We start from the raw sequence: 21,822 nt of genomic DNA, 5'->3' as shown, positions 1-21,822 counted from the left end.
GGACAGAGGTCCGCGGCCGGCTCCCGGGGCGTAGCGGTCCGGCGGGGCTATGCCTCCAGCCCGGTCCGGAGGGTCGTGAGGATCCGGGTCAGCAGGCGCGACACCTGCATCTGGGAGACCCCGATGCGCTCGCCGATCTCCGCCTGGGTCAGCTCGTCCATGTACCGCAGCGACAGGATCAGCCGGTCGCGTTCGCCGAGCCCGGCGATCAGCGGCTTGAGGGCGGACAGCAGCTCGATCTGCTCGAAGGAGGGGTCGGAGCGGCCCAGCGAGCGGGTCAGCCGGTTCCCGACCTCGTTGTCGTCGAAGACGATGTCCAGCGAGCGGGCGGTGAAGCCGTTGGCGGCGCGCCGGCCCTCGGCCACCTCAGCCTCGCTGATGTCCAGGGCGGTGGCCAGGTCGGCCGTGGTGGGTTCGCGGTCCAGCAGCTGGGTCAGGTCGTCGGAGGTGCGGGCGAGGTCGAGCCGGAGTTCCTGGAGCCGCCGGGGGACCCGTACCGACCAGCCGGTGTCCCGGAAGAAGCGCTTCATCTCGCCGATGATCGTCGGCAGGGCGAAGGAGGCGAACTGCACCTCGCGGTCGGGGTCGAAACGGTTGATCGCCTTGATCAGGCCGATGACGCCGACCTGGACGATGTCGTCCATCGGCTCGCGCACCCCGCGGAAACGCTGGGCGGCGTGCTTGACCAGGCTGACGTTGAGCTCCACCAGCAGGTTGCGCAGGTACGAGTACTCCGCCGTGCCCTCCTCCGCCGCCCTGAGCAGGACGAACAGCCGCGCCGACAGCTCGCGGGCGTCCGCGCAGGAGACGGTGCGCGGGTCGGGCACCGGGGGCAGCCCGGCGATCGCGGGCGGCGCCCCGGCCGGCCGGACCGGCGGGTCGGGGCGGTCGGGGGCCCGGACGGCTTCCGTGCCGGGAGGCTTGGTCCGGGCCGGGGACCGCGGCGCGGTCTTCGTGGTGGTCCTGGTCGTGCCCGTGGTCCTGGTGGTGGTCATGGGCTTCCTCCGGTGGAGAGCAGGACCCCGCGCCTACCCCGGAACCGGGGGGTGACACCTGGGGGAGGGGCGGTCTAGGTGGCCGTGCCGTGCCGGGTGAGGTCCCCGGCGAGCAGCAGGACGTCCGCCGGCCGGGGCAGCGTCTCGAAGGCCGGCCGCAGCAGACCTTGGCCGTCCGGGCACAGGTGGATGTCACCGACCGCGGCGACGCGGATCACGGCAACACCTCGGAGTGGTCGAGCGGCCCGCAGTGGCCCACCACCAGGTCGGTGATCAGCGGGATGCCGGCCAGTTCGGTCTCGGCGATGCTCCGGACCAGCTCGAGGCACTGGACGGTGGACACGGTGCCGGACAGCAGCACGGTGTCGCCGCGCAGGTCGACCCGGACGCCCAGTTCGGCGATGGCGTCCCCGGTCAGGCGCTGCAGCAGGCGCTCGATGCGGTATTCGACGAGTTCTCTCATCGGTTCTCCTCAGCTCGTTGCCGCTCCGGGGAGGCCCCGTGGCTCTCGCGGGCGATGGCGTCCAGGCGTTCCGGCAGGTACGGGAAGGCGTCCGGCATGGGGGTGTCCCGGTGCCGCCGGCGCTCGTGCTGGGCGCGTCTGCCCTGCGGACCGGCGAACATGCCCGGGCGGGCATGCCGCGCCGGGCGGTGGGAAGGTGGGGGAGGGGAAGGGGGGACGGCGAACGGAGGCCATCGTGAGCAGCACCGATGTCACGGTCGTGGTCAGCGACTGCGCGGCGGACGACGCGCGGGCCGTGCTCTCGGCCCTGGGTGAGCGGTTCCCGGCGGAGGGCGCCCCGCCGGCCCAGGCCGCGGCGGCGGCCGCGCGTACCGGCGCCGCCACCGTGTGGTCCTCCGTCTTCGACGTGGGACACCCCCGGGAGCGGACGGCCGGCGCGCCGCCGGTGGCGCTGGCGCACCCGGTCAGCGTGGAGGCACAGGGCGGCTACCAGGCGGTGGACCGCCTGGTCGGCGAGCTGGGGTCGGTCTTCGAGGTCGAGTCCAGCGGCACGGCCGCCGGAGACCAGGAGAAGGACGTCCACCTGCGGATCCGGGGCCGGTGACGGCCGGCTCCCGCTGACAGCGGCCCCGCGGCCCACCTCGCGCACCCGGGCGCGTCGGGTCGGCGCCGCGGGGCGGTGCGCAGGCGTGCCGTCGTGCCCAGCTCCGACCAGGTGGGCCGTGACCGGGTGAGCCGGTCAGGTCCCGGGGCGTTCGCGCCGGGCGAGTACGCCGGACCAGCGCCGGCACCAGCCGATCACGAGCCGCAGGACGCAGGTCAGGGTCAGGGCCCAGGCGAGGGCGAAGGCCCAGATCAGCGCGGGGCGCGGCACCGAGACCGCGAGCACGAACAGCGCGAGCGAGGCGCCGGCCAGCAGGAGGGCCGTGGTGCCGAGCCGGTGGTGGCGCACCGCCTGCCAGGGCGCCGCCCAGGGCCGCACCCCGCGTCGCATCCTGCTCATCCGGCGGTCCAGCAGCGCGTCACCGCAGCGCAGATCCTCCTCGATCTCCGCGAGGATCATCCGTTCCCGCTGCGAGAAGTCGGATTCCTCCATGGGAGCACCTCCTCCCGAGCCGCCGGACGCCGACGGGCCCGGCCGGTGGGACGGACGGGCCCGCTCGGCCACGTGGCCGGCCCCCGGCTCTGACGCCGCGGGGGCCGTACGCGGCATCTGCCCGACGGGGTCGCCCGGCAAACGCGCGCCATGTCGCAGAAGGGAAGATTTCGGAGCCGGAGCCGGAGCCGGAGCCGGAGCCGGAGCCGGCGCGCGGAGCCGCCCGGCTGGTCCGCCCGGGCCTGCTGCCGCTCGTACCCGACCTGCCGGGTCTGCGCTTCCTGTGCGGCCTGCGGGAGGGCGCCGGGCTGGACACCCCGCCGCTGCACGGGGACGCGTCCGACCGGCCCGCGGCCGAGGGCGCCGGCCCGGCCCGCGGGCCCCGGCCCGGAACCGGGACCACCGGTTGAACGAGGCGGATCGCGGGAAGCCGCTCCCCATGGAGCGACGACCGGCCATGCACTCCGCCGGCCCGCTGCCCGCGCCGGAGGAGCTGCTGCTGATGGCCCGCGAGGTGGGCCACGACTACCCCCGCTGGCGGTCCCGGCTCACCGCACCGGCGGACGAGGGCAGCTGGGTGCGGCTCTTCCGGGCCGGTCCGCTCGGCATCTGGGCCGTCGACTGGGACCGGGTGCCGCCCGGCACCTGCTACCTGGACCACGAACGGGTCCGGGGCGCGGTCTGGGTCGCCCGCGGCGCCCTCGCCCACGAATGCGCCCGGTTCGGCAGCGCGCCCCGGACCACGCGGGTACCCGCGGCCAGCGGCTTCTGCTTCGACGAGACCTTCTACCACCGGATGCGGGCCCTCGACGACGCCGGCCCGACCGTCACCGTGCACGTCTTCGCCTCCCTCCTGCCACCCCCACCCCCCGGCGCCCCCCTCACGGCCACCGCCCTCCACCTCCCCTCGGGACCTCCCGGAGACACCACCGGCTGACCCCTCCCGGCCGCGTGCAGGACGGCCCGGGCGATCACCTCGGGCTGGCACATCGGCGACACCGGCATCGGCCGAGCAGCTCGGCTCCTCCCATGCCGACGGGCCGGTGGATGCGGGCCATCGGGACGTCGTGGCCGTGCTGGTGCGGGGCCCGCCACCAGGTGAGCGCGTGCAGGTAGTTGGTGTCGACCAGGGTCCCGTCCAGGTCGAAGAGCACGGCCCGGGGCCGGCGGGCGGCGCCGTCCTCGCCCGCTCCGGCGCCCCCCTCGGGTCCGGTGGTCACGGATCAGCGTCCTGATCTGCCTGTGGTCGTCCCTGAGCATCACGATGGCGTCGGTGGACATGGCGGGCTCCTGCCCCTCGAAAGTCCTGACGCCCCGCGCCTGCCCCGCGCATCCGGCCGGTCTCGCACCCGCCGCACCCGACCGGAACGGGCACGGGATGTCGGGTGCGGCAGGCTGGTCCCTTCCTAACGTGGTGGCCGAAAGGAAGGGGGCCGGGGTTGCTGGACCGACTGAACCAGGCCATGGAGCACATCGAGCAGCACCTGGACCGGCAGATCGAGGTGGCCGAGCTGGCCCGGATCACGGCCACGTCGGAGTACCACTTCCGGCGGCTGTTCTCCTCGCTCGCGGGGATGCCGCTGTCGGAGTACGTGCGCCGGCGCCGGCTGACCGTCGCGGCGGCCGGGGTGCTGGCGGGGGAGCCGACCCTGCTGGAGATCGCGGTCCGCTACGGCTACTCCTCCGGGGAGGCCTTCGCCCGGGCGTTCCGTGCCGTGCACGGGATCGGCCCGGGCGAGGCCCGGCGCACCGGCGCGGTCCTCAACGCCCAGCCCCGGCTCTCCTTCCGCCTCACCGTCGAAGGGAACAGCACCATGCGGTACCGCATCGTGGAGAAGGAAGCATTCCGGGTCGTCGGGAAGAAGGCCCGCGTCCCGCTGATCTACCAGGGGGCCAACCCGCACATCGCCGAGCTGATCCGGAGCATCCCGGCGGAGACGATGGGGCGGATCGCGGCCCTCTCCGACCAGGACCCGGCGGGCGTGGTGTCGGCGACGGTGCGCCTGTCGGACGGTTTCGAGGAGGGGAGCGCGCTCGACTACTACCACGCGGTGGTGACCGGGGCCGGGGATCCGGCCGCGGACCTCGACGTGCTGGAGTGCCCGGCCGGCACCTGGGCCGTCTTCGAGAACACCGGGCCCTTCCCCGAGGCGCTGCAGCAGATGTGGGGGGACGTCGCCGCCCAGTGGATGCCGTCCAACCCGTACGAGTACCGGCCGGGGCCGGAGATCCTGGCCACCCGTCCCGTCGCGGAGGACCCGGCGCAGTCCTGGGCCCAGTTGTGGATCCCGGTGACCCGCAGTCCCACGGCCTGACCCCGGCGGGGTCGCGGGCGGCCGCCGGTCCGCTCCGGTGGCCGCCCGCGGCCCGTTCAGTCCACCAGCACGCCCGGGTTGAGGATCCCCCGGGGGTCCAGCGCCGTCTTCGCCGCCCGCAGGGCCAGTGCGAACGGCTCGGGCCGCTGCAGGTCGTAGCCGGGCCGGTGGTCGCGCCCCACCGCGTGGTGGTGCGTGACGGTGGCCCCGTACCGGTGCAGCACCTCGCCCGCCACCGCCTTCAGCTCGTCCCAGACCGCCGCCTCCTCGCCGGGCCGGCCGGCCGCCAGCACGGTGAAGTAGGGCGCCGCGCCGTCGGGGTAGACGTGGGTCAGCCGGCAGTTGACCGTCGCGGGGTGCCCGGTCGCCTTGAGCGCGGCCGTGCCGACCTCGGTGCGCACCGCCTCGATCAGCCCCGGGATCCGGTCCCAGGTGGCGGCGGTCTCGAAGGTCTCCGCCACCGCGCCCATCCGGGCCAGCCCGTCGCGCAGGTACGGCATCCGCAGGAACGCCGCGCGCCAGGCGCCCACCGCGGCGTCGCCGCCGGCCGCCCCGGACGCGTCGGCGGGCCGGCCCCCGCAGGAACGGGCCACCTCCACGGCCCGGGCCAGCAGGTCCGTCACCGGTGCGTCGGCCGACTCGAAGCCCAGCACCAGAACGGCGCTGCCGTCCTGCGCCGCTCCGGCCAGCGCCGCCTCGCCGGAGTCCAGCAGGCGGCAGTTGGCCGGCATCAGGTCGGACTGGGCGATCAGCCGGACGGCGTCGAGCGCGTCGGCGAACGCGCCGAAGGCCACCGAGGCGGAGGCCTTGTGGACCGGCCGGTCCTGGAGCCGTACCCACGCCTCGGTGATCACGCCGAGGGCGCCCTCGGAGCCCAGGAAGAGCCGGTCGGGGGAGGGGCCCGCACCGGAGGCGGGCAGCCGCCAGGAGGCGCTGACGCCGGCCGGGGTCACCACCCGCAGGGACTGGACGAACTCGTCGATGTGGGTGCGGCCGGTGGCGTAGTGGCCCCCGGCCCGGGTGGCGAGCCAGCCGCCGAGGGAGGAGAACTCGAAGCTCTGCGGGAAGTGCCGCAGCGTCAGGCCGTGCGGGCGCAGCTGCTGCTCCAGGCTCGGCCCGAGGGTCCCGGCCTGGATCCGCGCCGCCCGCCCGGTGGCGTCCACCTCCAGGACGCGCCCCATGGCGCCCAGGTCCAGGCACAGGACCGCCCGGTGGGCGTCGCCGCGGTACTCCACGCCTCCGGTCACCGAGGAGCCGCCGCCGTAGGGGACCACCGCCACGCCCTGCCCGCCGGCCCAGTCCAGTAGGTCGGACACCTCCTGCTCGGTGGCGGGCCGGGCGACCAGGTCCGGGATCCGCCCGGGCCGTCCGCGCAGGGCCCGGGCGATGTCGCGGTACGCCTTGCCCATGGCGCGGGCGGCGCGCTCGGCCGGATCGGCGCTGATCACGTGCGCCAGGCTCGGCGGCGGCTGGACGGCGGGGGCCCCGATCCGCAGGTCCGCCACGCGGGGCACGGGCAGCGGCCGGGCCAGGGTGCCCGGCAGCATCGCGCCCATCGCCCGGCACTCCGCGTCGTCGGGGTGCTGGTCCGCCCAACCCCAGCCCCACCAGGAGCGGATGCGGGGCGAGGGCTGCGGCACGGTACCGGTCATGGATCTGCTCCAGAGGTCGCGGGGGACGTACCCGGCAGGTAATTTACCGGGGGGTAAATTACTTACTGATAATATCCGTCCATGGCAACCCCGCGGTCCAAGGCCGGCACCAAAGGCGTCCCCCGTCAGCAGCGCCAGGAGCAGATCCTGGCCGCCGCCACCCAGGAGTTCGGCACGCACGGCTACTGGGGCGCCTCGCTCGGGTCCATCGCCGCCCGCGTCGGCGTCACCAAGACGCTGCTGCACCAGTACTTCGGCACCAAGGAAGACCTCTACCTCGCCTGCCTGACCCCCGTCGGGGACCGGCTGCTGGCGGCCATCCGCACCGCCGTCGGCGACCAGGGCGCCACCGGCCGCACCCCGCTGCGCGTCCTGCACGCCCTCTTCACCGCCCTCGAAGGCCAGCGCGAGTCGTGGTTCGTGGTCTACGACACCTCGCTGCCACCGGACGGCGAGGCCACCCGCCGGGCCGCGCAGTACTGGTCCGCCATCGACGCCATCGCAGCCGAGGGCACCGCCGAACTGCTGGGCGCCGCCGGCTCCGACGACCCGCTCGACGCCGACGTGCTCGCGTACGCGTGGCAGGGCCTGGTCGCCACCCTGGTCCGCTGGTGGGTCAAGCACCCCGACCAGTCGCCGGAAGACATGACCCGGCGCTGCGCCCGCCTCTTCGCGGTCGCCGGAGCCCTCACCCCGTACGGTGACCACCATGAGTGATCCGGAGCGGAACAAGGCCACCGCCATGGCCTTCTACGAGCTGATGTTCAACGAGTGCAAGCCCGCCGAGGCCATCGAGCGGTACGCGGGCGCCACCTACATCCAGCACAACCCGCACGTCGGCGACGGCAAGCAGGCGTTCGTCGACTACTTCGTGCGGATGGCCGCCGAGTACCCCGGCAAGCGGGTGGAGTTCAAGCGGGCCGTCGCCGAGGACGACCTCGTCGTCCTGCACTGCCACCAGACCTGGCCCGAGGAGGAGTACGCCGGGATCGACATCTTCCGCTTCGATGCGGAGGGCCGGATCGTCGAGCACTGGGACGTGCTCCAGGTCATCCCGGCCGCATCGGCGAACGACAACACCATGTTCTGACCGGCCGACCTGGCTCTTCCCGCTTGTCCCGGCGCCGGGACGCCGCGATGGGGGATCATGGCGGGCGGGCAGGGCGACGGAAGGCGGGGCGGACGGCAGTGCTGGGCAAGACGGAGACGGAAGGTGTCACCCTCACCGACCTGGTGCGGCAGGCCGCACCGGATCAGCACGGCGCCCTGTGGCGGCTGCGCCGCCGGCACCGCCAGATGGACGCCAACGTCATCCGGTTCCCCGCCGGCGGTACCGTCGCCGACCACACCGAACCAGAGGTCGACGTCCTCCTGATCGTGGTCGCCGGCACCGGTCGGCTCACCACCGCCGACGCCGAGCGCGAACTGGTCCCCGGCGCGGTGGCGGTGCTGCCGCGCGGCACCGCCCGCGCCATCGCCGCCGGGCCCACCGGGCTGATCCTGCTCACCGCCCACCGCCGCCGCGCCGGCCTGCGCATCGGCCGCCGCACGCCGGTGCCGGCCGGCACCCCGACCTGCTCCCTGCACCTGGTCTGCGGCCAGTGCCACCGGCACGCCATAGAGGCCGACGCCCGCTTCTGCAGCGGCTGCGGCACCGCCCTCCCCACCCGCGCCAAGCCCCGCACCACTCCGTCGGCCTGACCCGCCGGCGGCCTGCCCCGCCGCGGCCTGACGCTCCGACCGCCTGACCCGCCGACCGTCCGACGCTCCGACCCCCGACGCCGGTCCGCCGCCGGGCCGGGGGTCAGTGCACGCAGAACTCGTTGCCCTCCGGGTCCGTCATCACCGTCCACTGCCCGCCGGCCTCCTGCACCTCGGTGAGGACCTGCCCGCCGAGGCCGGTCAGCCGCGCCACCTCCTGGTCCCGCTGCCCGGCCGGGCCGTGCAGGTCGATGTGGAGGCGGTTCTTGGCCGCCTTCCGATCCGACCGCGGCACGCGGTTGAACAGCACCCGGCGCCCCAGGCCCGTCCCGCTCTCCGGGTCGTACGGGTCGTCGGGATGCCGGACCGCCGCCGCGTCCCGCCAGGCGTACCGGTCCCGGTGCTCGACCAGCACGTCGGGATGGATCACGCCCAGGCCCAGCAGCTTGTCGATGAGCGTGCTGTGGTCCTCGACCTGGTAGTGCAGGGCCGCCGACCAGAAGTCGGCCTGGGCGTGCGGGTCATGGGCGTCGATGACGAGCTTCCAGTGCACGGGAGTGGCAGTCATGGCACCACGTATAGCCCCCGGCACCGACAACGCCGCCGCGCCGCGCCCGGCGGGCGCCCCCGGCGGCAGCACGCCGGGCGGCGGGAACAGGCCCTTTACCCCTGAGGTAATCGCGGCGGCCCGGCCCCCGCCGATACGTTTTGATCACCACCAGCCGCCCGGCCCCGCAGGGACCGGGTGACGACCGAGGAGGACCCGCCATGCCCGCCTACGCCTTCGCCCACCTGCACGACCCGCACCTGAACGCGGAGGTCATCGAGTACATCAAGCGCATCCAGGCCACCCTCGAACCCTACGGCGGCCGCTTCGTCATCCACGGCGGAGCGATAGAAGTCCTGGAGGGCAGCTGGCAGGGCGACATGGTGATGATCGCGTTCCCGAGCGGAGCGGACGCCCGCGCCTGGTACCACTCGCCCGTCTACCAGGAGCTGATCCCGCTGCGCGCCGACCACATCAAGGGAGACATCCTGATCGTCGAGGGCGTCGACGAGGACTACGACGCGGCCGCCAAGATCCGCACCCTGGAAGCCCAGGCGGGCGCCGCCGGCTGACCCGGCTGTCAGTGGTGGGTGCGAGGGTGGCGGGATGAACGATCCTTGGAGCCTGCGGGCGATCGACGAGGCCCTGCGCACCAGTTGGGCCGCCGACACCAGCCACCCCAGCACCGTCACGGGCATCGCCTGGGAGCCGGACAACCCGTCCTGGGGCCACTGCGACGTCACCGCGCTGCTCGTCCACGACCTGTTCGGCGGCGACCTGGTGTGCGGCGAGGTGCACTGCGACGGCCGGGCGGAGGGCTACCACTACTGGAACCGCCTGCCCGGCGGCGTGGAACTGGACCTGACCCGCGAGCAGTTCCGGCGCGGCGAGGTCATATCGGCGGCCGAGGTCGTCCGGCGGCCCCCGGGCCCGCTGCCGCGCCGCTGGGCGGAGTACCTGCTCCTGCGCGAGCGGGTGGCCGAGAAGCTGGGGCCGCTGCCCGAGCCGTTCTGACCGGCGGGGGGCGGGGGCAGGGGGCCGGGACGGCTGACGGCGCCCGGCCTCCCCGCTCCTACAGCCGGTCGCCCGTGTCGGGGTGCTCCGGAGGATGCATCCCACCGCCGTCCTTGACGTCCACGTCGCAGGTGCGCCGGTCGTAGGACTGGTCATTGGGGACGAACAACACCTCGGCGACCTGCCGGGGGCGCTCGACGGCGATCCACGCGTCGCCCGTGTGCGGGTCCTCGGCCGGCCCGTTCGCCTGGGACGAGCTGACCGTCTCACACCCCAACACCACCCGCGCCCGGTCGACCGCGCAGGCGTCCACCGCGGGAGGGGAGTACCTGTCGGCGTTCTCGAAGCGGAAACGGAAGTGGACCCGGTCGCCCTCGGCGGGTACCTGCGGGTGCGGTTGGAGCCGCCAGTCGACGACCGCGGCGGTGACGCCCAGGGGCCGCCCGTCCGGGTTCACCACCTGCACCCTGGCACCCGCCGTCCCGCGCTCCGCCGTCGTGTCGGTACAGCCCCAGCCGGAGCAGCCGGACAGGGCGAGAGCCGTCCCGGCCACCGTCGCGACCGGGGCGGCGGCGAGCATTCCACCGGCCCACCGCGCCCCCGGCCGGCGCCTCACGCCCGGCCGCCCCCCGGCCGGATGCTCCGCTCCCGGCGACGGCGGCGGCGGGCCTTCGCCCGGGCCGGCCCCCCGGGGCCGATCGCCACCAGCCCGTCGCCCAGGGCGTACGCCCCCCACAGGACGACCCTGCCGACCGCGAACACGACTTCCTCCACTGCGATTCCCCCATGCACTCGATGTGACGGCCGGTGGTCATTCCCGGCCACCTGCTGTGACGCAGCAGACCCCGACAGGGTTGATCTTGTTCACCGACCGCGGAATCACCCGCCGCAACCGAGCCGGCCACCGACGGCTTCCCAGGGCGGGCAGCGGGGGCAGCGGGGGCAGCGGGGGCAGCGTTGGCCGCAGCGGATCCTTCCGGGAGCGGATGCGGCGGTTCGAGGACGGGACCAAGCCCGGTCGCCCTCCGGGGGCGTCGGCCGGAATGGACCGGGCGCCTCCCGGGTAGGCCGGGTGGCGGGCCGGCCGGCCCGTGCCCCGCACGGCGACAGGAGGCGGACCGGTATGACCGCGGACGACCAGGTGGACATGGCGCGCAGTCAGGTCTTCGGGGAGGTCGCCGAGGCCTACGATGCGGCCCGTCCCGGATACGCGGACCAGCTGGTCACGGACGTGCTGGCGTACGCGGCGCCGGGCGGACGGCCGGTGGTGGAGGTCGGTGCGGGGACCGGCAAGGCCACCCTCGCCTTCGCCGCTCGGGGCGTCCGGATGGTCTGCCTCGAACCGGACGAGCGGATGGCGGCGGTCCTGCGCCGCAACACCGCGGGCCACCCGGGCGTGGCGGTGCGCACCGGCGGCTTCGAGGACTGGCGGCCCGGCGGCCGCCGCTTCGGGCTGCTGCTGGCCGCCACCTCATGGCACTGGGTCGACCCGGCCCGGCGCTGGGACCTGGCCCACGCCGCCCTCGCCCCGGGCGGGGCGCTGGCCCTGGTCTGGAACCCCCAGGGCGTCCGGGACCCGCAGGTGCACGCCGCCCTGGCGGAGTCCGACCGCCGCCTCGGGATCACCGGCGCCCCGCACGCCCGACGCGCCTGGGAGTTCGCTGACGTACCGGGGGACTGGCCGGGCTGGCCGGAGGCCGAATGCCGGCGCGACGGCCGCTTCACCGATCTGCGCCCTGTCCGGTACCGCCAGGAGGTCCACTACGACACCGACCGCTACCTGACCTACCTGTCCACCCTCTCGGGCTACCGCGTCCTGCCCCCGGCCCTGCGGTCCGAGGTGCTGGCCGCCACGGCCCGCACCCTGCGCCGGTACGGCGACGCCCTCACCATGACCCTCTGCACCGACGTGCTCCTGGCCCGGGCGCGCTGAAGCGCACCGCCCGGCCCGTCAGGACCCGGCGGGCGCCGTCCAGTCGTCGGTGCGCCGGTGCCGTCCCATGCCGACGGCATCGAACTCGTCCCCGCCCGACGCCCGCTGCGCGCCGAGCCGGCGCAGCGCCAGCGAGACCGGGCTGACGGCCAGGACGTAGGTCCGCTGTTCCGGCTCCTCCAGCGGGCCGAGCACCAGCCTCCCGGCCTCCCAGACGGCCGCCCGCTGCTCGCCGAGCCCGCCGAAGTACTCGGCCTCGACATAGGCGACGGGCCCGGTCGCCGACCACCGCGCGAGCGTCGCCGCGAAGCCTCCGGGCAGCCGCCAGAACCCCAGGTCGTCCTCCGTGCCGCCGTCCGTGAGGGCCGCGTGGAGCTCGTCCGTCATCGGCATCAGGGACAACCCCTGCCGGAGGGGGGCCAGTCGGGCACCGGGCACCTCCCGCGCCGCGGTGCGCAGGAGCGCGTCCCCGGCGATCACCGCATGTACGTCGTACCCCACCCAGTTCCTCCTCGACGGTTCGCGGAGCCTCATGATGCCCGGCCCGGCCGGCCGACGGCACCGGGATTTCGGCGGGTCCGGGGTGTCCGCCCCAGGAGCGGTGGCCGGCTTTCCGGAACGGGTCCGGCGGTGGCGAAGTGGCAAGTAGGCTTCCGCTGCCCCCTATTGGGCCGGGGACGTGCCGGGCAGGGGGTCTGAGGAACACCGGGGCGCGGGTGCGCGTGGGCGTGCCCGCGGACAGGGGGGAGAGTGCTGTGACCGTACGGAGAGACACGCGACAAGGACAGCCGTGGCGGCGGTGGGCCGCCGTGCTGGCCGTGGGGGTCGTGACCGTGGCCGCCGGGACGGCGTCGGCCGAGGTGCGGCCGCAGGCCGCGAGCGGGAGCGGGGCCGGGACCGCCGCGATGGTCGTGCCCGAGCTGCACCTCACCGCGGCCGACACGTCCTGCTTCAAGAAGTCGTACCCGAACTGCGCGAGCCCCGAGCCGACCGTCTCGTACAAGATCGTCAGCAGGGGCGACACCACCGCGTGCACCTTCAACCTGAAGGCCACCTGGGGCGACGCGGCCACGACCGACAAGGACTTCGGCGGCGGTACCGACGGCGCCACGCTCCTGCCGGTGACGCACACCTACACCAAGCCGAAGCCCTTCCTGGCACCCAAGACGTACGCCCTCACCTGGGCGGTCACCGTCAAGTCCGGCACCTGCAGCGGCGGTTCGGGCACCCTGAGCTTCGCCCGGACCTGCTCGGCCAAGTCCCTGACCGGGGCGGCCTGGGCGGCCCGCTTCCCGACCAGCCGCCGCCTCCAGGACCTCAAGGGCGACTTCGAGGACGACGTCACCGACTTCGTCCGGGCCATGCGGGCCGCCGGGATCAGCGTGGACCCCGTCGCCACCCTCCGCCCGGCGCAGCGGGCCTACCTGATGCACTACGCCTGGCTGGTGGCCAAGAAGCAGACCGCCGCGAACAAGGTGCCGGCCTTCCAGCCCGCCAAGGGTCAGGACCCGGTGGACGTGTGCTGGCAGCACACCGACAAGGACGGCAAGTACGACTCCGCCGCCTCGGTGAAGGCGGCCCAGGCCCTGGTCACCGCCTTCGGCATCGACCCGGACCTGAAGGTCGCACCGGCCCTCAACAGCCTGCACACCCAGGGCCGCGCCATCGACATGGCCACCACCTGGTCGGCCCGCAGCATCACGATCACCGACCACGCCGGCCGCCACGTCACCATCGCCACCACCCCCCGCAGCGGCCTGAACACCAAACTCATCGCCGTCGGCGCCACCTACGGCGTCATCCACTTCCTCCAGGCCTCCAAGGACCCCAAGCACTGGTCCACCACCGGCCACTGAGCCCCGTCGCCGGGGACGGCGCGCCATCCGGCGCGCCGCCCCCGCCCTCGGCCCGCCGGGTCCGGTCAGGCCGGGCGCGGTACCTCGAACTGGAAGCAGCCGTACTCGAGGGCGCGGACGTGCAGCAGGACCACGGCCGGGTCGGCGAAGGCCTCGTCGAAGGCCGCGTCGAAGGCGGCCGGGCCGTCGGCGGGGACCTCCAGCAGGCGGCCGCCGGCGATCCGGCCCCGCGCGTCGTAGCGGCGTACGGTGCGCAGGGCGCCCGGGCGGTCGAAGGGGTACCCGGCGGCGGGCGTGTAGCCGGCGCAACGCTCCGCGTGGATGAAGACCGGGCCCTGTTCGTCGTACGCGCCCGGCAGCGCGCCCGTCGCGGCGGCCCAGCGCCGCAGCGGTGCGTACGCGACCAGGGCGATCCGCTCGCCGGGGGTGATCGGGCGCAGGCAGCAGCGCAGCGGGGAGCCCGCGTCGTCGGAGGTCGCGGTGTACGGGACGCAGGGCCGGCCGGCGTCGTCGGTGACCCGCAGGGCTTCGAGGGCGGCCGCGTCGATGGGGCGCACGGTGTACTTGGTCATGCGCCCATGCTGTGCGCTCGCCCCGGGCCGCGCTGGCAGGAATCGGACCTCGCGTTCCCCCGTGCGATCGGGGCGGGACCTCGGCGGTCGGGAAGGGACGGGACGGTCGGCCGGGCGGTCCGGCCCGGGGCGGCGCATGATGAAGGCATGACCGAGCGGGAGGACTTCCTGGCCTGGGTCGAGAGCGCGCTGTACACGGCCGAGCGGGCCCTGCACGACGGTGACGCCGGACCGCGCCGGGCCCTGTGGTCGCAGGAGGAGCCCGTGAGCGTGCTGGGCGCCTGGCGCAACGCCTTCGGCCTGGAGGAGGTGGCGGCGCTCTTCACCCACCTGGAGCGCAGCTTCTCGCACTGCACGTCGTACGCCTTCGAGCTGCAGGCGTACGACGTCTCGGACAGCGGGGACACGGCCTACACGGTGGGCCTGGAGCACATCTCCACGTCCGTCGACGGCGTGCCGCGCACGTTCAGCCTCCGGGCGACGCAGGTGTACCGCCGGGAGGGCGGGCGGTGGCGGGTGGCGCACCGGCACGGCGACACCGTGACCGCGCCCGGGGCGGAGGGGTGACCCCCGCCCCGGTGCCGGCCGACGGGCTCAGGACAGGTCGAACCGGTCGAGGTTCATGACCTTGTCCCACGCGGCGACGAAGTCGGTGACCAGCTTCGCGCCGCCGTCCCGGCTCGCGTACACCTCCGAGATGGCCCGGAGCTGCGAGTGGGAGCCGAAGACGAGGTCCACCGCGGTGGCGGTCCACCGGACCGCGCCCGAGGACCGGTCCCGGCCCTCGAACTCGTTCTCCGTGGCGGCCGAGGGCGCCCACTGCGTGCCCATGTCGAGCAGGTTGACGAAGAAGTCGTTGGTCAGCACCCCCGGCCGCTCCGTCAGTACGCCGTGCCGTCCGCCGCGGACGTTCGCGTCCAGCGCCCGCATGCCGCCGACCAAGGCGGTCATCTCGGGAGCGGTCAGCGTGAGCATGAACGCCCGGTCCAGCAGCAGCGTCTCGGGCGCCAGCTTCTCGCCGGCCCGCAGGTAGTTGCGGAAGCCGTCCGCCTGCGGTTCCAGCACCGCGAACGACTCGACGTCGGTCTGCTCCTGCGAGGCGTCCGTGCGGCCCGGCGCGAAGGGCACGGTGATCTGGTGCCCGGCGTCCCGGGCCGCCTTCTCCACGGCCGCGCAGCCGCCCAGCACGATCAGGTCGGCCAGCGAGACCTCGGCCGCGCCGGGGCCCGCGTTGAACTCCGAGCGGATCCGCTCCAGGGCCGACAGCACCTCCGCCTGGCCGGAGCCGGCGTTGACCTCCCAGTCCTTCTGCGGGGCCAGGCGCAGCCGGGCGCCGTTGGCCCCGCCGCGCTTGTCCGTGCCGCGGAAGCTGGCCGCCGCGGCCCAGGCGGTGCCGACCAGCTGCGGGACGGTCAGCCCGGAGGCGAGCACCGACTCCTTCAGGGCGGCGATGTCGGCGGCGGAGAGCGGCGCGCCCTGGGGCGCCGGCACCGGGTCCTGCCACAGCTGCGGCTCGGCCACCCAGGGGCCGAGGTAGCGGGTGACCGGCCCCATGTCACGGTGCAGCAGCTTGTACCAGGCCCGCGCGAAGGCGTCCGCGAGCTGGTCCGGGTTCTGGTGGAAGCGCCGGGCGATCGGCTCGTAGACCGGGTCCATCCGCAGGGAGAGGTCCGTGGTGAGCATCATCGGCGCGTGCCGCTTGGCCGGGTCGTGGGCGTCGGGCACGGTGCCCTGGGCGGAGGCGTCCTTGGGGGTCCACTGCTTGGCGCCGGCCGGGCTGGTGGTCAGCTCCCAGTCGTAGCCGAAGAGGTTGTCGAGGTAGCCGTTGTCCCAGGTGGTCGGCTGCTTGGTCCAGGCGCCCTCCAGGCCGCTGGTGATCGCGTCCCCGCCGACCCCGGTCCCGAAGGAGTTCGGCCAGCCCAGCCCCTGCGCCTGGAGCGGGCAGCCCTCCGGCTCCGGCCCCACGTACTCGGGGTCGACCGCGCCGTGGCACTTGCCGAAGGTGTGGCCGCCGATGATGAGCGCGGCGGTCTCCTCGTCGTCCATCGCCATCCGGGCGAAGGTCTCGCGGATGTCGCGGGCGGCGGCCACCGGGTCCGGGTTGCCGTTGGGGCCCTCGGGGTTGACGTAGATCAGGCCCATCTGCACGGCGCCGAGCGGGTTGGACAGGTCCCGGTCGCCGCTGTAGCGCTCGTCGCCGAGCCAGGTGTCCTCCGGTCCCCAGAAGATCTCCTCCGGCTCCCAGATGTCGGGGCGCCCGAAGCCGAATCCGAAGGTCTTGAGCCCCATCGACTCCAGTGCGCAGTTGCCCGCGAAGACCAGCAGGTCGGCCCAGGAGATCTGGCGGCCGTACTTCTGCTTCACCGGCCACAGCAGCCGCCGTGCCTTGTCGAGGCTGGCGTTGTCCGGCCAGCTGTTCAGCGGGGCGAAGCGCTGCGCGCCGGCCCCGCCGCCGCCCCGGCCGTCGGCGATGCGGTAGGTGCCCGCGGCGTGCCAGCTCATCCGGATGAAGAGCGGGCCGTAGTGGCCGTAGTCGGCGGGCCACCAGTCCTGCGAGGAGGTCATCACCTCGAAGACGTCCCGCTTCAGCGCCTCGACGTCGAGCTTGGCGAACTCGGCCGGGTAGTCGAAGTCCCCGCCCATCGGGTTGGACAATTCGGAGTGCTGGTGCAGGACTTGCAGGTCCAGCTGGTTCGGCCACCAGTCCCGGTTGGTCCGCGGACCGGTCGGCGCGGGTGCCGGGGAGGGGATGGCCGGGTTCTCGCTCTCGCTGCCGGACACGTCGGACCTTCTTCCTCTATGGGATTTCCGTTACGGCGTCCGATGGTTGCGCACCGCGCGGGTCGCAGGCGCGAGAACACGCGCGCGCCTTCCGTCGGGAAACCGTCGAAGCCCAAAGTCGTCTTTTCAGCCGGATGCCGGATGCCGGATGCCGGATGCCGGATGCCGGAATCGGACGGCGGATGCGGACGGCGAGGAACCGGAATCAGATGTCGAGGAAGCGGACGTCCTTGGCGTTGCGCTGGATGAAGGAGCGCCGGGCGTCCACGTCCTCGCCCATCAGGACGGCGAACAGGGCGTCGGCGACGGCCGCGTCGTCGAGCGTGACCCGCCCCAGGACGCGGTGGTCCCGGTCCATGGTGGTGACCCGCAGCTCCTCGGCGTTCATCTCGCCGAGCCCCTTGAAGCGCTGGACCGAGTCGTCGCGGACCCGGCGGCCGGCCTCGCGGCCCCGCGCCAGCAGGACGTCGCGCTCGCGGTCGGAGTAGGCGTACTCGACCTCGTCCCGGCCCCACTTGACCTTGTAGAGGGGCGGCCGGGACAGGTAGACGTGCCCGTGCTCGATCAGCGGGCGCATGAAGCGGAAGAGGAAGGTCAGCAGCAGGGTGTTGATGTGCTGGCCGTCGACGTCGGCGTCCGCCATCAGGATGATCTTGTGATAGCGGAGCCTGCCGAGGTCGAAGTCCTCGTGCACGCCGGTGCCGAAGGCGGAGATCAGGGCCTGGATCTCCTGGTTGTGGAGGATCTTGTCGATGCGGGCCTTCTCCACGTTGAGGATCTTGCCGCGGATCGGCAGGATCGCCTGGTGGCGCGGGTCCCGGCCGGACTTGGCACTGCCGCCGGCCGAGTCGCCCTCGACGATGAAGATCTCGCTCGCGGCCGGGTCGTCCGACTGGCAGTCCGACAGCTTGCCGGGCAGCGCCGTCGACTCCAGCAGCCCCTTGCGGCGGGTCAGGTCCCGGGCCCGGCGGGCCGCCGCCCGGGCGGTCGCCGCCCGCGTCGCCTTGCGGACGATCTCGGTCGCCTCGGCCGGGTGCCGGGCGAACCAGTCGGTCAGCTGCTCGTGCACGACCCGGTGGACGAAGCCGCGGGCCTCGCCGTTGCCCAGCTTGGTCTTGGTCTGGCCCTCGAACTGCGGCTCGCCCAGCTTGACCGAGATGATCGCGGTCAGGCCCTCGCGGACGTCCTCGCCGGTCAGGTTGCCGTCCTTCTCGCGGAGCAGCCGGCGCTCCCGGGCGTAACGGTTCACCAGGGCGGTGAGCGCCGTCCGGAAGCCCTCCTCGTGGGTGCCGCCCTCGTGCGTGTGGATCGTGTTGGCGTAGGAGTAGACGCTGTCCGTGAACTGGCTGTTCCACTGGAGCGCCACCTCCACCGAGAGCAGCCGCTCGGGCTCCTCGGCGGTGAAGGAGATCACCGAGGGGTGCACCGGCTCGCCCTTGCGGGCGCCGAGGTGGGCCACGAAGTCGGTGATGCCGCCGTCGTAGCGGTAGGAGACCGTCCGCGCGGGCGGCTCGCCTGCGCTGTCCGATGCAGCGTCGCCGGCGCCGGCGGTCTGCCGGGCGGCCGGCCGTTCGTCGGTGAGGGTGAGCGTCAGGCCCTTGTTGAGGAAGGCCATCTCCTGGAAGCGCCGCGACAGCGTCTCGAAGGAGTACGCGGTGGTCTCGAAGACCGAGCCGTCCGCCCAGAAGGTGAGGGAGGTGCCCGTCTCCGCGGTGGCCTCGTGCCGGGTGAGCGGCGCCGTCGGCGCGCCGTTCGCGTACTCCTGGGTCCAGCGGTGCCCGTCCGTACGGATCTCCGCGGAGAGCCGGGTGGACAGTGCGTTGACCACGGACAGGCCCACGCCGTGCAGGCCGCCGGAGACCGCGTACCCGCCGCCGCCGAACTTGCCGCCCGCGTGCAGCACGGTCAGCACCACCTCGAGCGCCGGCCGCTGCTCGGCCGGGTGCATGCCGACCGGGATGCCCCGGCCGTTGTCGGTCACCCGCACCCCGCCGTCCGCGAGGACCGTCACGTCGATCCGGTCGGCCACCCCGGCCAGGGCCTCGTCGACGGAGTTGTCCACGAGCTCCTGCACCAGATGGTGCAGGCCGCGCTCGCCGGTGGAGCCGATGTACATGCCGGGCCGCTTGCGGACCGCGGCCAGGCCGTCGAGGACGGTGATCGCGTGGGCGTCGTACGCGGGGAGGGTCACAAGGGCTCGCTTTCGGGCATGGCGGACCGCGCTCCGGCACCGGCGTGCGGAAGCGGGGATCGCGGAGGTGGGCGGGGTGTGCGCGGAGGGCGTGCGGGCAGGCCGGAACAGGCCCGGGAAGGCCCGCGGGCCAGGGAGCCGTAGGGCGCCAGGACCTCGTCCAGGATATCGAAGATGAGTTGCGGCCATAGGGGTAGAAGGTCACTGGATGGCCTTCTGGGGGCCGATCTCCCCGGAAGGTGATCCCCCCTGAGCGGAGCGCCCATTAGGGCTTCAGGTGGGCCGTTACGCGCCTTCCTGGTGGTGTGCTGCGCGGGGCTACGGGAACTGATTCCCGGGTGACTCTCCGTCGCCGGCCGGCGGCCCCGATGCGGTTGCCGCCCGGCCCCGGCGGCGGGAGGCTGGACCGACCGGCCGGCGCAGCGACAGGTGGTGAGGGGCATGGGCAAAGGCGAGCGGCGAGCGCCCGAACGGGCCGCCGACCCTCCGCTGACCTGCCTGGTGACCGGCGCCAGCGGCTACATCGGCGGCCGGCTGGTCCCCGAACTCCTCGACGCCGGGCACCGGGTCCGCTGCCTGGCCCGGACCCCCGAGAAGCTGCGCGACCACCCCTGGTCCGGCCGCGTGGAGATCGTCCGCGGCGACGTCACCGACGCCGAGTCGGTGGCCCGGGCCCTGGAGGGCGTGGACGTCGCCTACTACCTGGTGCACGCCCTGTCCGCGGGCACCGGCTTCGAGGCGACCGACCGCGAGGCCGCCCGGGTCTTCGCCGAGGGCGCCCGCCGGGCCGGCACCGGCCGGGTCGTCTACCTCGGCGGCCTCACCCCCGCCGGCGTCCCGGAGGCGGAACTCTCCCCGCACCTGCGCTCGCGCGCCGAGGTCGGCCGCATCCTGCTGGCCGGCGGTGCGCCCACCGCCGTGCTGCGCGCCGCGGTGATCATCGGCTCGGGCTCGGCCAGCTTCGAGATGCTGCGCTACCTGACCGAGCGGCTGCCGGTGATGGTCACCCCCCGCTGGGTCCGCACCCGCATCCAGCCCATCGCCGTCCGCGACGTGCTGCGGATCCTGGTCGGCTGCGCCCGGCTGCCGACCGAGGTGCATCGGGCCTTCGACATCGGCGGGCCCGAGGTGCTGACGTACTACGAGATGATGCGGCGCTACGCCGCCGTCGCGGAGCTGCCCCGCCGGCTGATCCTGCCCGTGCCTGTCCTCACCCCGGGGCTCTCCAGCCACTGGGTCGGCCTGGTCACCCCCGTCCCGGCGGCGATCGCCCGACCCCTGACCGAGTCCCTGCGGTACGAGGTGGTCTGCCGCGAGCGGGACATCGAGCGGTACGTCCCCGCCCCGCCCGGCGGCCCGATCGGCTTCGACCGGGCGCTGGCCCTGGCCCTGGAGCGCATCCGGGACGCCCGGGTCACCACCCGCTGGTCCTCCGCGGCCGTCTCCGGCGCCCCCAGCGACCCGCTGCCCACCGACCCGGACTGGGCCGGCGGCAGCCTCTACAGCGACGTCCGCGAACTCGACGCCGAGGTGCCGGCGGACGCCCTGTGGGACGTCATCGAGGGCATCGGCGGCGAGAACGGCTGGTACTCCTTCCCGCTGGCCTGGGCGGTCCGCGGCTGGCTGGACCGGCTGGCCGGCGGCGTCGGGCTGCGCCGCGGCCGGCGCGACGCGCACCGACTGCGGGCGGGCGACTCGCTGGACTTCTGGCGGGTGGAGGAGATCGACCGCGGGCGCCTGCTGCGGCTGCGCGCCGAGATGCGGCTGCCGGGCCTGGCCTGGCTGGAGATGCAGGTCGAACCGGCGAAGGACGGCCCGCCGGGCACGGTCCGTTACCGTCAGCGCGCCCTGTTCCACCCGCACGGCCTGCTGGGCCACATGTACTGGTGGAGCGTCGCCCCCTTCCACGCCGTGGTCTTCGGCGGCATGGCCCGCAACATCGTGCACGCCGCCGACCGGGCCGCCGGGGCCCCCGCCGAGCCGGTGCGGTGAGCCGCCGGGGGGCGCACGCGGTGGGACCCGTCCGTCCGGCGGTACGGATCCGTACCGCCGAGTGACCCTTGCACGCCCCCGTCGTTTGCTGTCTTAAGTGATCACGACGGGGAGGCCGCCCATGAGCGGACAGCAGACGACGACGACCGCGTTCCCGGTCCTGGACGACCTCGAGGACGTGTGGGCCGCGGCCGACGCGCTGGCGCAGGGCCGCGCGGTGGCGCACGGCTTCGGCGCCGGGTACGCCCTCACCTCCCGCCCGGACCGGGACGCGGTCGAGCGGGTCGAGGGGCTGACGGGCGGTCCGGCCGTCCGCAGCGGCGGCGTCACGACCGTGCCGGAGCGGGTGGCCGCCCTCTTCGACTGGAGCCTGCTGCCCCGGGAGTTCCCGCGGCGGCCGCTGCTGGACCTGGTCCGCGACCTGCTGGCGCTCGGCCCCTTCGGCTTCCGGGGGCCCGCCGCCGCGCAGCTGCCCGCGCACCTGACGGCCGTACGGGACGGCGTGCGGACGGTTCGGCTGGTCGCGCCGGGCCTGGGCTGCCCCTCGCGGGCCTTCCTCGGCGCCGCGCTGGACCGTACCGGCACCGGCTTCCTCGCCCTCGTCCCGGCCGACCGTCCCGGCCGCAGAGCCAGCCCATGACTCAGACACCCACAGCCCGCAGCCTTGCGCCGGGGCAGGCACGAGCCCACTTCACCGTTCCCGCGAAGCACCCC

General features: G+C 74.4%; 25 protein-coding genes and 2 pseudogenes. 13 read left to right on the top strand and 14 right to left on the bottom strand.

Features of this window, described 5'->3' with window-relative positions:
* Positions 1-47: 47 nt before the first annotated feature.
* The 4 genes and pseudogenes from AB0O40_RS32945 to AB0O40_RS32930 form a co-directional block, all read right to left on the bottom strand.
* Positions 48-995, bottom strand: a complete 948-nt coding sequence (locus AB0O40_RS32945) for a SigB/SigF/SigG family RNA polymerase sigma factor (protein ID WP_365049178.1) — start codon at positions 993-995, stop codon at positions 48-50.
* A gap of 83 nt (positions 996-1,078) precedes the next feature.
* Positions 1,079-1,213, bottom strand: a pseudogene (locus AB0O40_RS32940) (metallophosphoesterase); the annotation flags it as partial.
* Positions 1,210-1,458, bottom strand: a complete 249-nt coding sequence (locus AB0O40_RS32935) for a hypothetical protein (RefSeq protein ID WP_365049177.1) — start codon at positions 1,456-1,458, stop codon at positions 1,210-1,212. The gene AB0O40_RS32935 and the pseudogene AB0O40_RS32940, both read right to left, overlap by 4 nt.
* Positions 1,455-1,619, bottom strand: a complete 165-nt coding sequence (locus AB0O40_RS32930; RefSeq protein ID WP_365049176.1) for a hypothetical protein — start codon at positions 1,617-1,619, stop codon at positions 1,455-1,457. The genes AB0O40_RS32935 and AB0O40_RS32930 overlap by 4 nt, the downstream gene beginning before the upstream one ends.
* Before the next feature lie 74 nt (positions 1,620-1,693).
* Here AB0O40_RS32930 and AB0O40_RS32925 point away from each other — a divergent pair, with 74 nt between their 5' ends.
* The gene (locus AB0O40_RS32925) at positions 1,694-2,062 is read left to right on the top strand and encodes a hypothetical protein (protein ID WP_365049175.1); all 369 of its coding nucleotides are present in this window, start codon (positions 1,694-1,696) and stop codon (positions 2,060-2,062) included.
* 135 nt (positions 2,063-2,197) lie between these two features.
* Here AB0O40_RS32925 and AB0O40_RS32920 read toward each other — a convergent pair whose 3' ends face one another.
* Complete coding sequence (locus AB0O40_RS32920) at positions 2,198-2,554, bottom strand: DUF3040 domain-containing protein (RefSeq protein WP_365049174.1); 357 nt, start codon at positions 2,552-2,554, stop codon at positions 2,198-2,200.
* A gap of 439 nt (positions 2,555-2,993) precedes the next feature.
* On the opposite strand from AB0O40_RS32920, the gene AB0O40_RS32915 reads away from it, so the two are divergent.
* Positions 2,994-3,491, top strand: coding sequence for a hypothetical protein (locus AB0O40_RS32915; RefSeq protein ID WP_365049173.1), 498 nt, complete (start codon positions 2,994-2,996; stop codon positions 3,489-3,491).
* A 76-nt stretch (positions 3,492-3,567) separates the two neighbouring features.
* Here the strand turns inward: AB0O40_RS32915 and AB0O40_RS32910 are convergent.
* Positions 3,568-3,708 (bottom strand): annotated as a pseudogene (locus AB0O40_RS32910) (HAD family hydrolase); the annotation flags it as partial.
* Between the two features lie 285 nt (positions 3,709-3,993).
* On the opposite strand from AB0O40_RS32910, the gene AB0O40_RS32905 reads away from it, so the two are divergent.
* Complete coding sequence (locus tag AB0O40_RS32905; RefSeq protein WP_365049172.1) at positions 3,994-4,869, top strand: AraC family transcriptional regulator; 876 nt, start codon at positions 3,994-3,996, stop codon at positions 4,867-4,869.
* Between the two features lie 56 nt (positions 4,870-4,925).
* Here AB0O40_RS32905 and AB0O40_RS32900 read toward each other — a convergent pair whose 3' ends face one another.
* The gene (locus tag AB0O40_RS32900; RefSeq protein ID WP_365049171.1) at positions 4,926-6,521 is read right to left on the bottom strand and encodes an FAD-binding oxidoreductase; all 1,596 of its coding nucleotides are present in this window, start codon (positions 6,519-6,521) and stop codon (positions 4,926-4,928) included.
* An 81-nt stretch (positions 6,522-6,602) separates the two neighbouring features.
* On the opposite strand from AB0O40_RS32900, the gene AB0O40_RS32895 reads away from it, so the two are divergent.
* The 3 genes from AB0O40_RS32895 to AB0O40_RS32885 all read left to right on the top strand — a co-directional run bounded on the left by AB0O40_RS32895 (position 6,603) and on the right by AB0O40_RS32885 (position 8,222).
* The gene (locus AB0O40_RS32895) at positions 6,603-7,238 is read left to right on the top strand and encodes a TetR/AcrR family transcriptional regulator (protein ID WP_365049170.1); all 636 of its coding nucleotides are present in this window, start codon (positions 6,603-6,605) and stop codon (positions 7,236-7,238) included.
* Positions 7,231-7,611 (top strand): nuclear transport factor 2 family protein, encoded by a 381-nt coding sequence (locus tag AB0O40_RS32890; protein ID WP_365049169.1) that lies wholly within the window; start codon positions 7,231-7,233, stop codon positions 7,609-7,611. Before AB0O40_RS32895 ends, AB0O40_RS32890 begins: the two co-directional genes overlap by 8 nt.
* A 98-nt stretch (positions 7,612-7,709) precedes the next feature.
* A complete protein-coding gene (locus AB0O40_RS32885; RefSeq protein WP_365049168.1) occupies positions 7,710-8,222 on the top strand; it encodes a hypothetical protein in 513 nt (170 codons plus the stop codon).
* A 103-nt stretch (positions 8,223-8,325) separates the two neighbouring features.
* On the opposite strand, the gene AB0O40_RS32880 is transcribed toward AB0O40_RS32885, so the two are convergent.
* Positions 8,326-8,790 carry a VOC family protein gene (locus tag AB0O40_RS32880; RefSeq protein WP_365049167.1) on the bottom strand — a complete coding sequence of 155 codons (465 nt, stop codon included), beginning with the start codon at positions 8,788-8,790 and terminating at the stop codon, positions 8,326-8,328.
* A gap of 200 nt (positions 8,791-8,990) precedes the next feature.
* Between AB0O40_RS32880 and AB0O40_RS32875 the strand changes: the two genes are divergently transcribed.
* Both AB0O40_RS32875 and AB0O40_RS32870 read left to right on the top strand, forming a co-directional pair.
* On the top strand, positions 8,991-9,341 hold the full coding sequence (locus tag AB0O40_RS32875) for a DUF1330 domain-containing protein (protein ID WP_365049166.1): 351 nt from the start codon (positions 8,991-8,993) through the stop codon (positions 9,339-9,341).
* A 34-nt stretch (positions 9,342-9,375) separates the two neighbouring features.
* Positions 9,376-9,783: a hypothetical protein gene (locus AB0O40_RS32870; protein ID WP_365049165.1), complete on the top strand. Its 408-nt coding sequence runs from the start codon at positions 9,376-9,378 to the stop codon at positions 9,781-9,783.
* A gap of 58 nt (positions 9,784-9,841) precedes the next feature.
* Here the strand turns inward: AB0O40_RS32870 and AB0O40_RS32865 are convergent, their stop codons facing one another.
* Complete coding sequence (locus AB0O40_RS32865; protein WP_365049164.1) at positions 9,842-10,363, bottom strand: hypothetical protein; 522 nt, start codon at positions 10,361-10,363, stop codon at positions 9,842-9,844.
* A gap of 32 nt (positions 10,364-10,395) precedes the next feature.
* Positions 10,396-10,557, bottom strand: coding sequence for a hypothetical protein (locus AB0O40_RS32860; protein WP_365049163.1), 162 nt, complete (start codon positions 10,555-10,557; stop codon positions 10,396-10,398).
* 349 nt (positions 10,558-10,906) lie between these two features.
* On the opposite strand from AB0O40_RS32860, the gene AB0O40_RS32855 reads away from it, so the two are divergent.
* Positions 10,907-11,716: a class I SAM-dependent methyltransferase gene (locus AB0O40_RS32855; RefSeq protein WP_365049162.1), complete on the top strand. Its 810-nt coding sequence runs from the start codon at positions 10,907-10,909 to the stop codon at positions 11,714-11,716.
* A gap of 18 nt (positions 11,717-11,734) precedes the next feature.
* Here AB0O40_RS32855 and AB0O40_RS32850 read toward each other — a convergent pair whose 3' ends face one another.
* Positions 11,735-12,217 (bottom strand): hypothetical protein, encoded by a 483-nt coding sequence (locus AB0O40_RS32850; protein WP_365049161.1) that lies wholly within the window; start codon positions 12,215-12,217, stop codon positions 11,735-11,737.
* A 254-nt stretch (positions 12,218-12,471) separates the two neighbouring features.
* Here AB0O40_RS32850 and AB0O40_RS32845 point away from each other — a divergent pair, with 254 nt between their 5' ends.
* Positions 12,472-13,572 carry a hypothetical protein gene (locus AB0O40_RS32845; protein ID WP_365049160.1) on the top strand — a complete coding sequence of 367 codons (1,101 nt, stop codon included), beginning with the start codon at positions 12,472-12,474 and terminating at the stop codon, positions 13,570-13,572.
* Positions 13,573-13,637: 65 nt separating this feature from the next.
* On the opposite strand, the gene AB0O40_RS32840 is transcribed toward AB0O40_RS32845, so the two are convergent.
* A complete protein-coding gene (locus tag AB0O40_RS32840) occupies positions 13,638-14,144 on the bottom strand; it encodes a DUF1203 domain-containing protein (RefSeq protein WP_365049159.1) in 507 nt (168 codons plus the stop codon).
* Positions 14,145-14,291: 147 nt separating this feature from the next.
* Here AB0O40_RS32840 and AB0O40_RS32835 point away from each other — a divergent pair, with 147 nt between their 5' ends.
* A complete protein-coding gene (locus AB0O40_RS32835) occupies positions 14,292-14,711 on the top strand; it encodes a nuclear transport factor 2 family protein (protein ID WP_365049158.1) in 420 nt (139 codons plus the stop codon).
* A 27-nt stretch (positions 14,712-14,738) separates the two neighbouring features.
* On the opposite strand, the gene katG is transcribed toward AB0O40_RS32835, so the two are convergent.
* A complete protein-coding gene (katG, locus tag AB0O40_RS32830) occupies positions 14,739-16,925 on the bottom strand; it encodes a catalase/peroxidase HPI (RefSeq protein WP_365049157.1) in 2,187 nt (728 codons plus the stop codon).
* A 205-nt stretch (positions 16,926-17,130) separates the two neighbouring features.
* Positions 17,131-19,116, bottom strand: coding sequence for a DNA topoisomerase (ATP-hydrolyzing) subunit B (gyrB, locus tag AB0O40_RS32825; RefSeq protein WP_365049156.1), 1,986 nt, complete (start codon positions 19,114-19,116; stop codon positions 17,131-17,133).
* 441 nt (positions 19,117-19,557) lie between these two features.
* Between gyrB and AB0O40_RS32820 the strand changes: the two genes are divergently transcribed.
* Positions 19,558-21,108 carry an SDR family oxidoreductase gene (locus AB0O40_RS32820; protein WP_365049155.1) on the top strand — a complete coding sequence of 517 codons (1,551 nt, stop codon included), beginning with the start codon at positions 19,558-19,560 and terminating at the stop codon, positions 21,106-21,108.
* Positions 21,109-21,229: 121 nt separating this feature from the next.
* Positions 21,230-21,748 (top strand): hypothetical protein, encoded by a 519-nt coding sequence (locus AB0O40_RS32815; protein ID WP_365049154.1) that lies wholly within the window; start codon positions 21,230-21,232, stop codon positions 21,746-21,748.
* Positions 21,749-21,822 lie beyond the last annotated feature (74 nt).

It is taken from the genome of Streptomyces sp. NPDC089919 (assembly GCF_040684615.1).
Lineage (GTDB): Bacteria > Actinomycetota > Actinomycetes > Streptomycetales > Streptomycetaceae > Streptomyces.
This window is presented reverse-complemented; position numbering and strand designations above follow the sequence as displayed.

Bases quoted from the DNA above. Each gene is read 5' to 3' on its own strand.
- AB0O40_RS32945 (WP_365049178.1), bottom strand. From the start codon at position 995: ATGACCACCACCAGGACCACGGGCACGACCAGGACCACCACGAAGACC.
- AB0O40_RS32935 (WP_365049177.1), bottom strand. From the start codon at position 1,458: ATGAGAGAACTCGTCGAATACCGCATCGAGCGCCTGCTGCAGCGCCTG.
- AB0O40_RS32930 (WP_365049176.1), bottom strand. From the start codon at position 1,619: ATGTTCGCCGGTCCGCAGGGCAGACGCGCCCAGCACGAGCGCCGGCGG.
- AB0O40_RS32920 (WP_365049174.1), bottom strand. From the start codon at position 2,554: ATGGAGGAATCCGACTTCTCGCAGCGGGAACGGATGATCCTCGCGGAG.
- AB0O40_RS32915 (WP_365049173.1), top strand. From the start codon at position 2,994: ATGGAGCGACGACCGGCCATGCACTCCGCCGGCCCGCTGCCCGCGCCG.
- AB0O40_RS32900 (WP_365049171.1), bottom strand. From the start codon at position 6,521: ATGACCGGTACCGTGCCGCAGCCCTCGCCCCGCATCCGCTCCTGGTGG.
- AB0O40_RS32895 (WP_365049170.1), top strand. From the start codon at position 6,603: ATGGCAACCCCGCGGTCCAAGGCCGGCACCAAAGGCGTCCCCCGTCAG.
- AB0O40_RS32890 (WP_365049169.1), top strand. From the start codon at position 7,231: ATGAGTGATCCGGAGCGGAACAAGGCCACCGCCATGGCCTTCTACGAG.
- AB0O40_RS32880 (WP_365049167.1), bottom strand. From the start codon at position 8,790: ATGACTGCCACTCCCGTGCACTGGAAGCTCGTCATCGACGCCCATGAC.
- AB0O40_RS32875 (WP_365049166.1), top strand. From the start codon at position 8,991: ATGCCCGCCTACGCCTTCGCCCACCTGCACGACCCGCACCTGAACGCG.
- AB0O40_RS32870 (WP_365049165.1), top strand. From the start codon at position 9,376: ATGAACGATCCTTGGAGCCTGCGGGCGATCGACGAGGCCCTGCGCACC.
- AB0O40_RS32865 (WP_365049164.1), bottom strand. From the start codon at position 10,363: ATGCTCGCCGCCGCCCCGGTCGCGACGGTGGCCGGGACGGCTCTCGCC.
- AB0O40_RS32855 (WP_365049162.1), top strand. From the start codon at position 10,907: ATGACCGCGGACGACCAGGTGGACATGGCGCGCAGTCAGGTCTTCGGG.
- AB0O40_RS32840 (WP_365049159.1), bottom strand. From the start codon at position 14,144: ATGACCAAGTACACCGTGCGCCCCATCGACGCGGCCGCCCTCGAAGCC.
- AB0O40_RS32835 (WP_365049158.1), top strand. From the start codon at position 14,292: ATGACCGAGCGGGAGGACTTCCTGGCCTGGGTCGAGAGCGCGCTGTAC.
- AB0O40_RS32820 (WP_365049155.1), top strand. From the start codon at position 19,558: ATGGGCAAAGGCGAGCGGCGAGCGCCCGAACGGGCCGCCGACCCTCCG.
- AB0O40_RS32815 (WP_365049154.1), top strand. From the start codon at position 21,230: ATGAGCGGACAGCAGACGACGACGACCGCGTTCCCGGTCCTGGACGAC.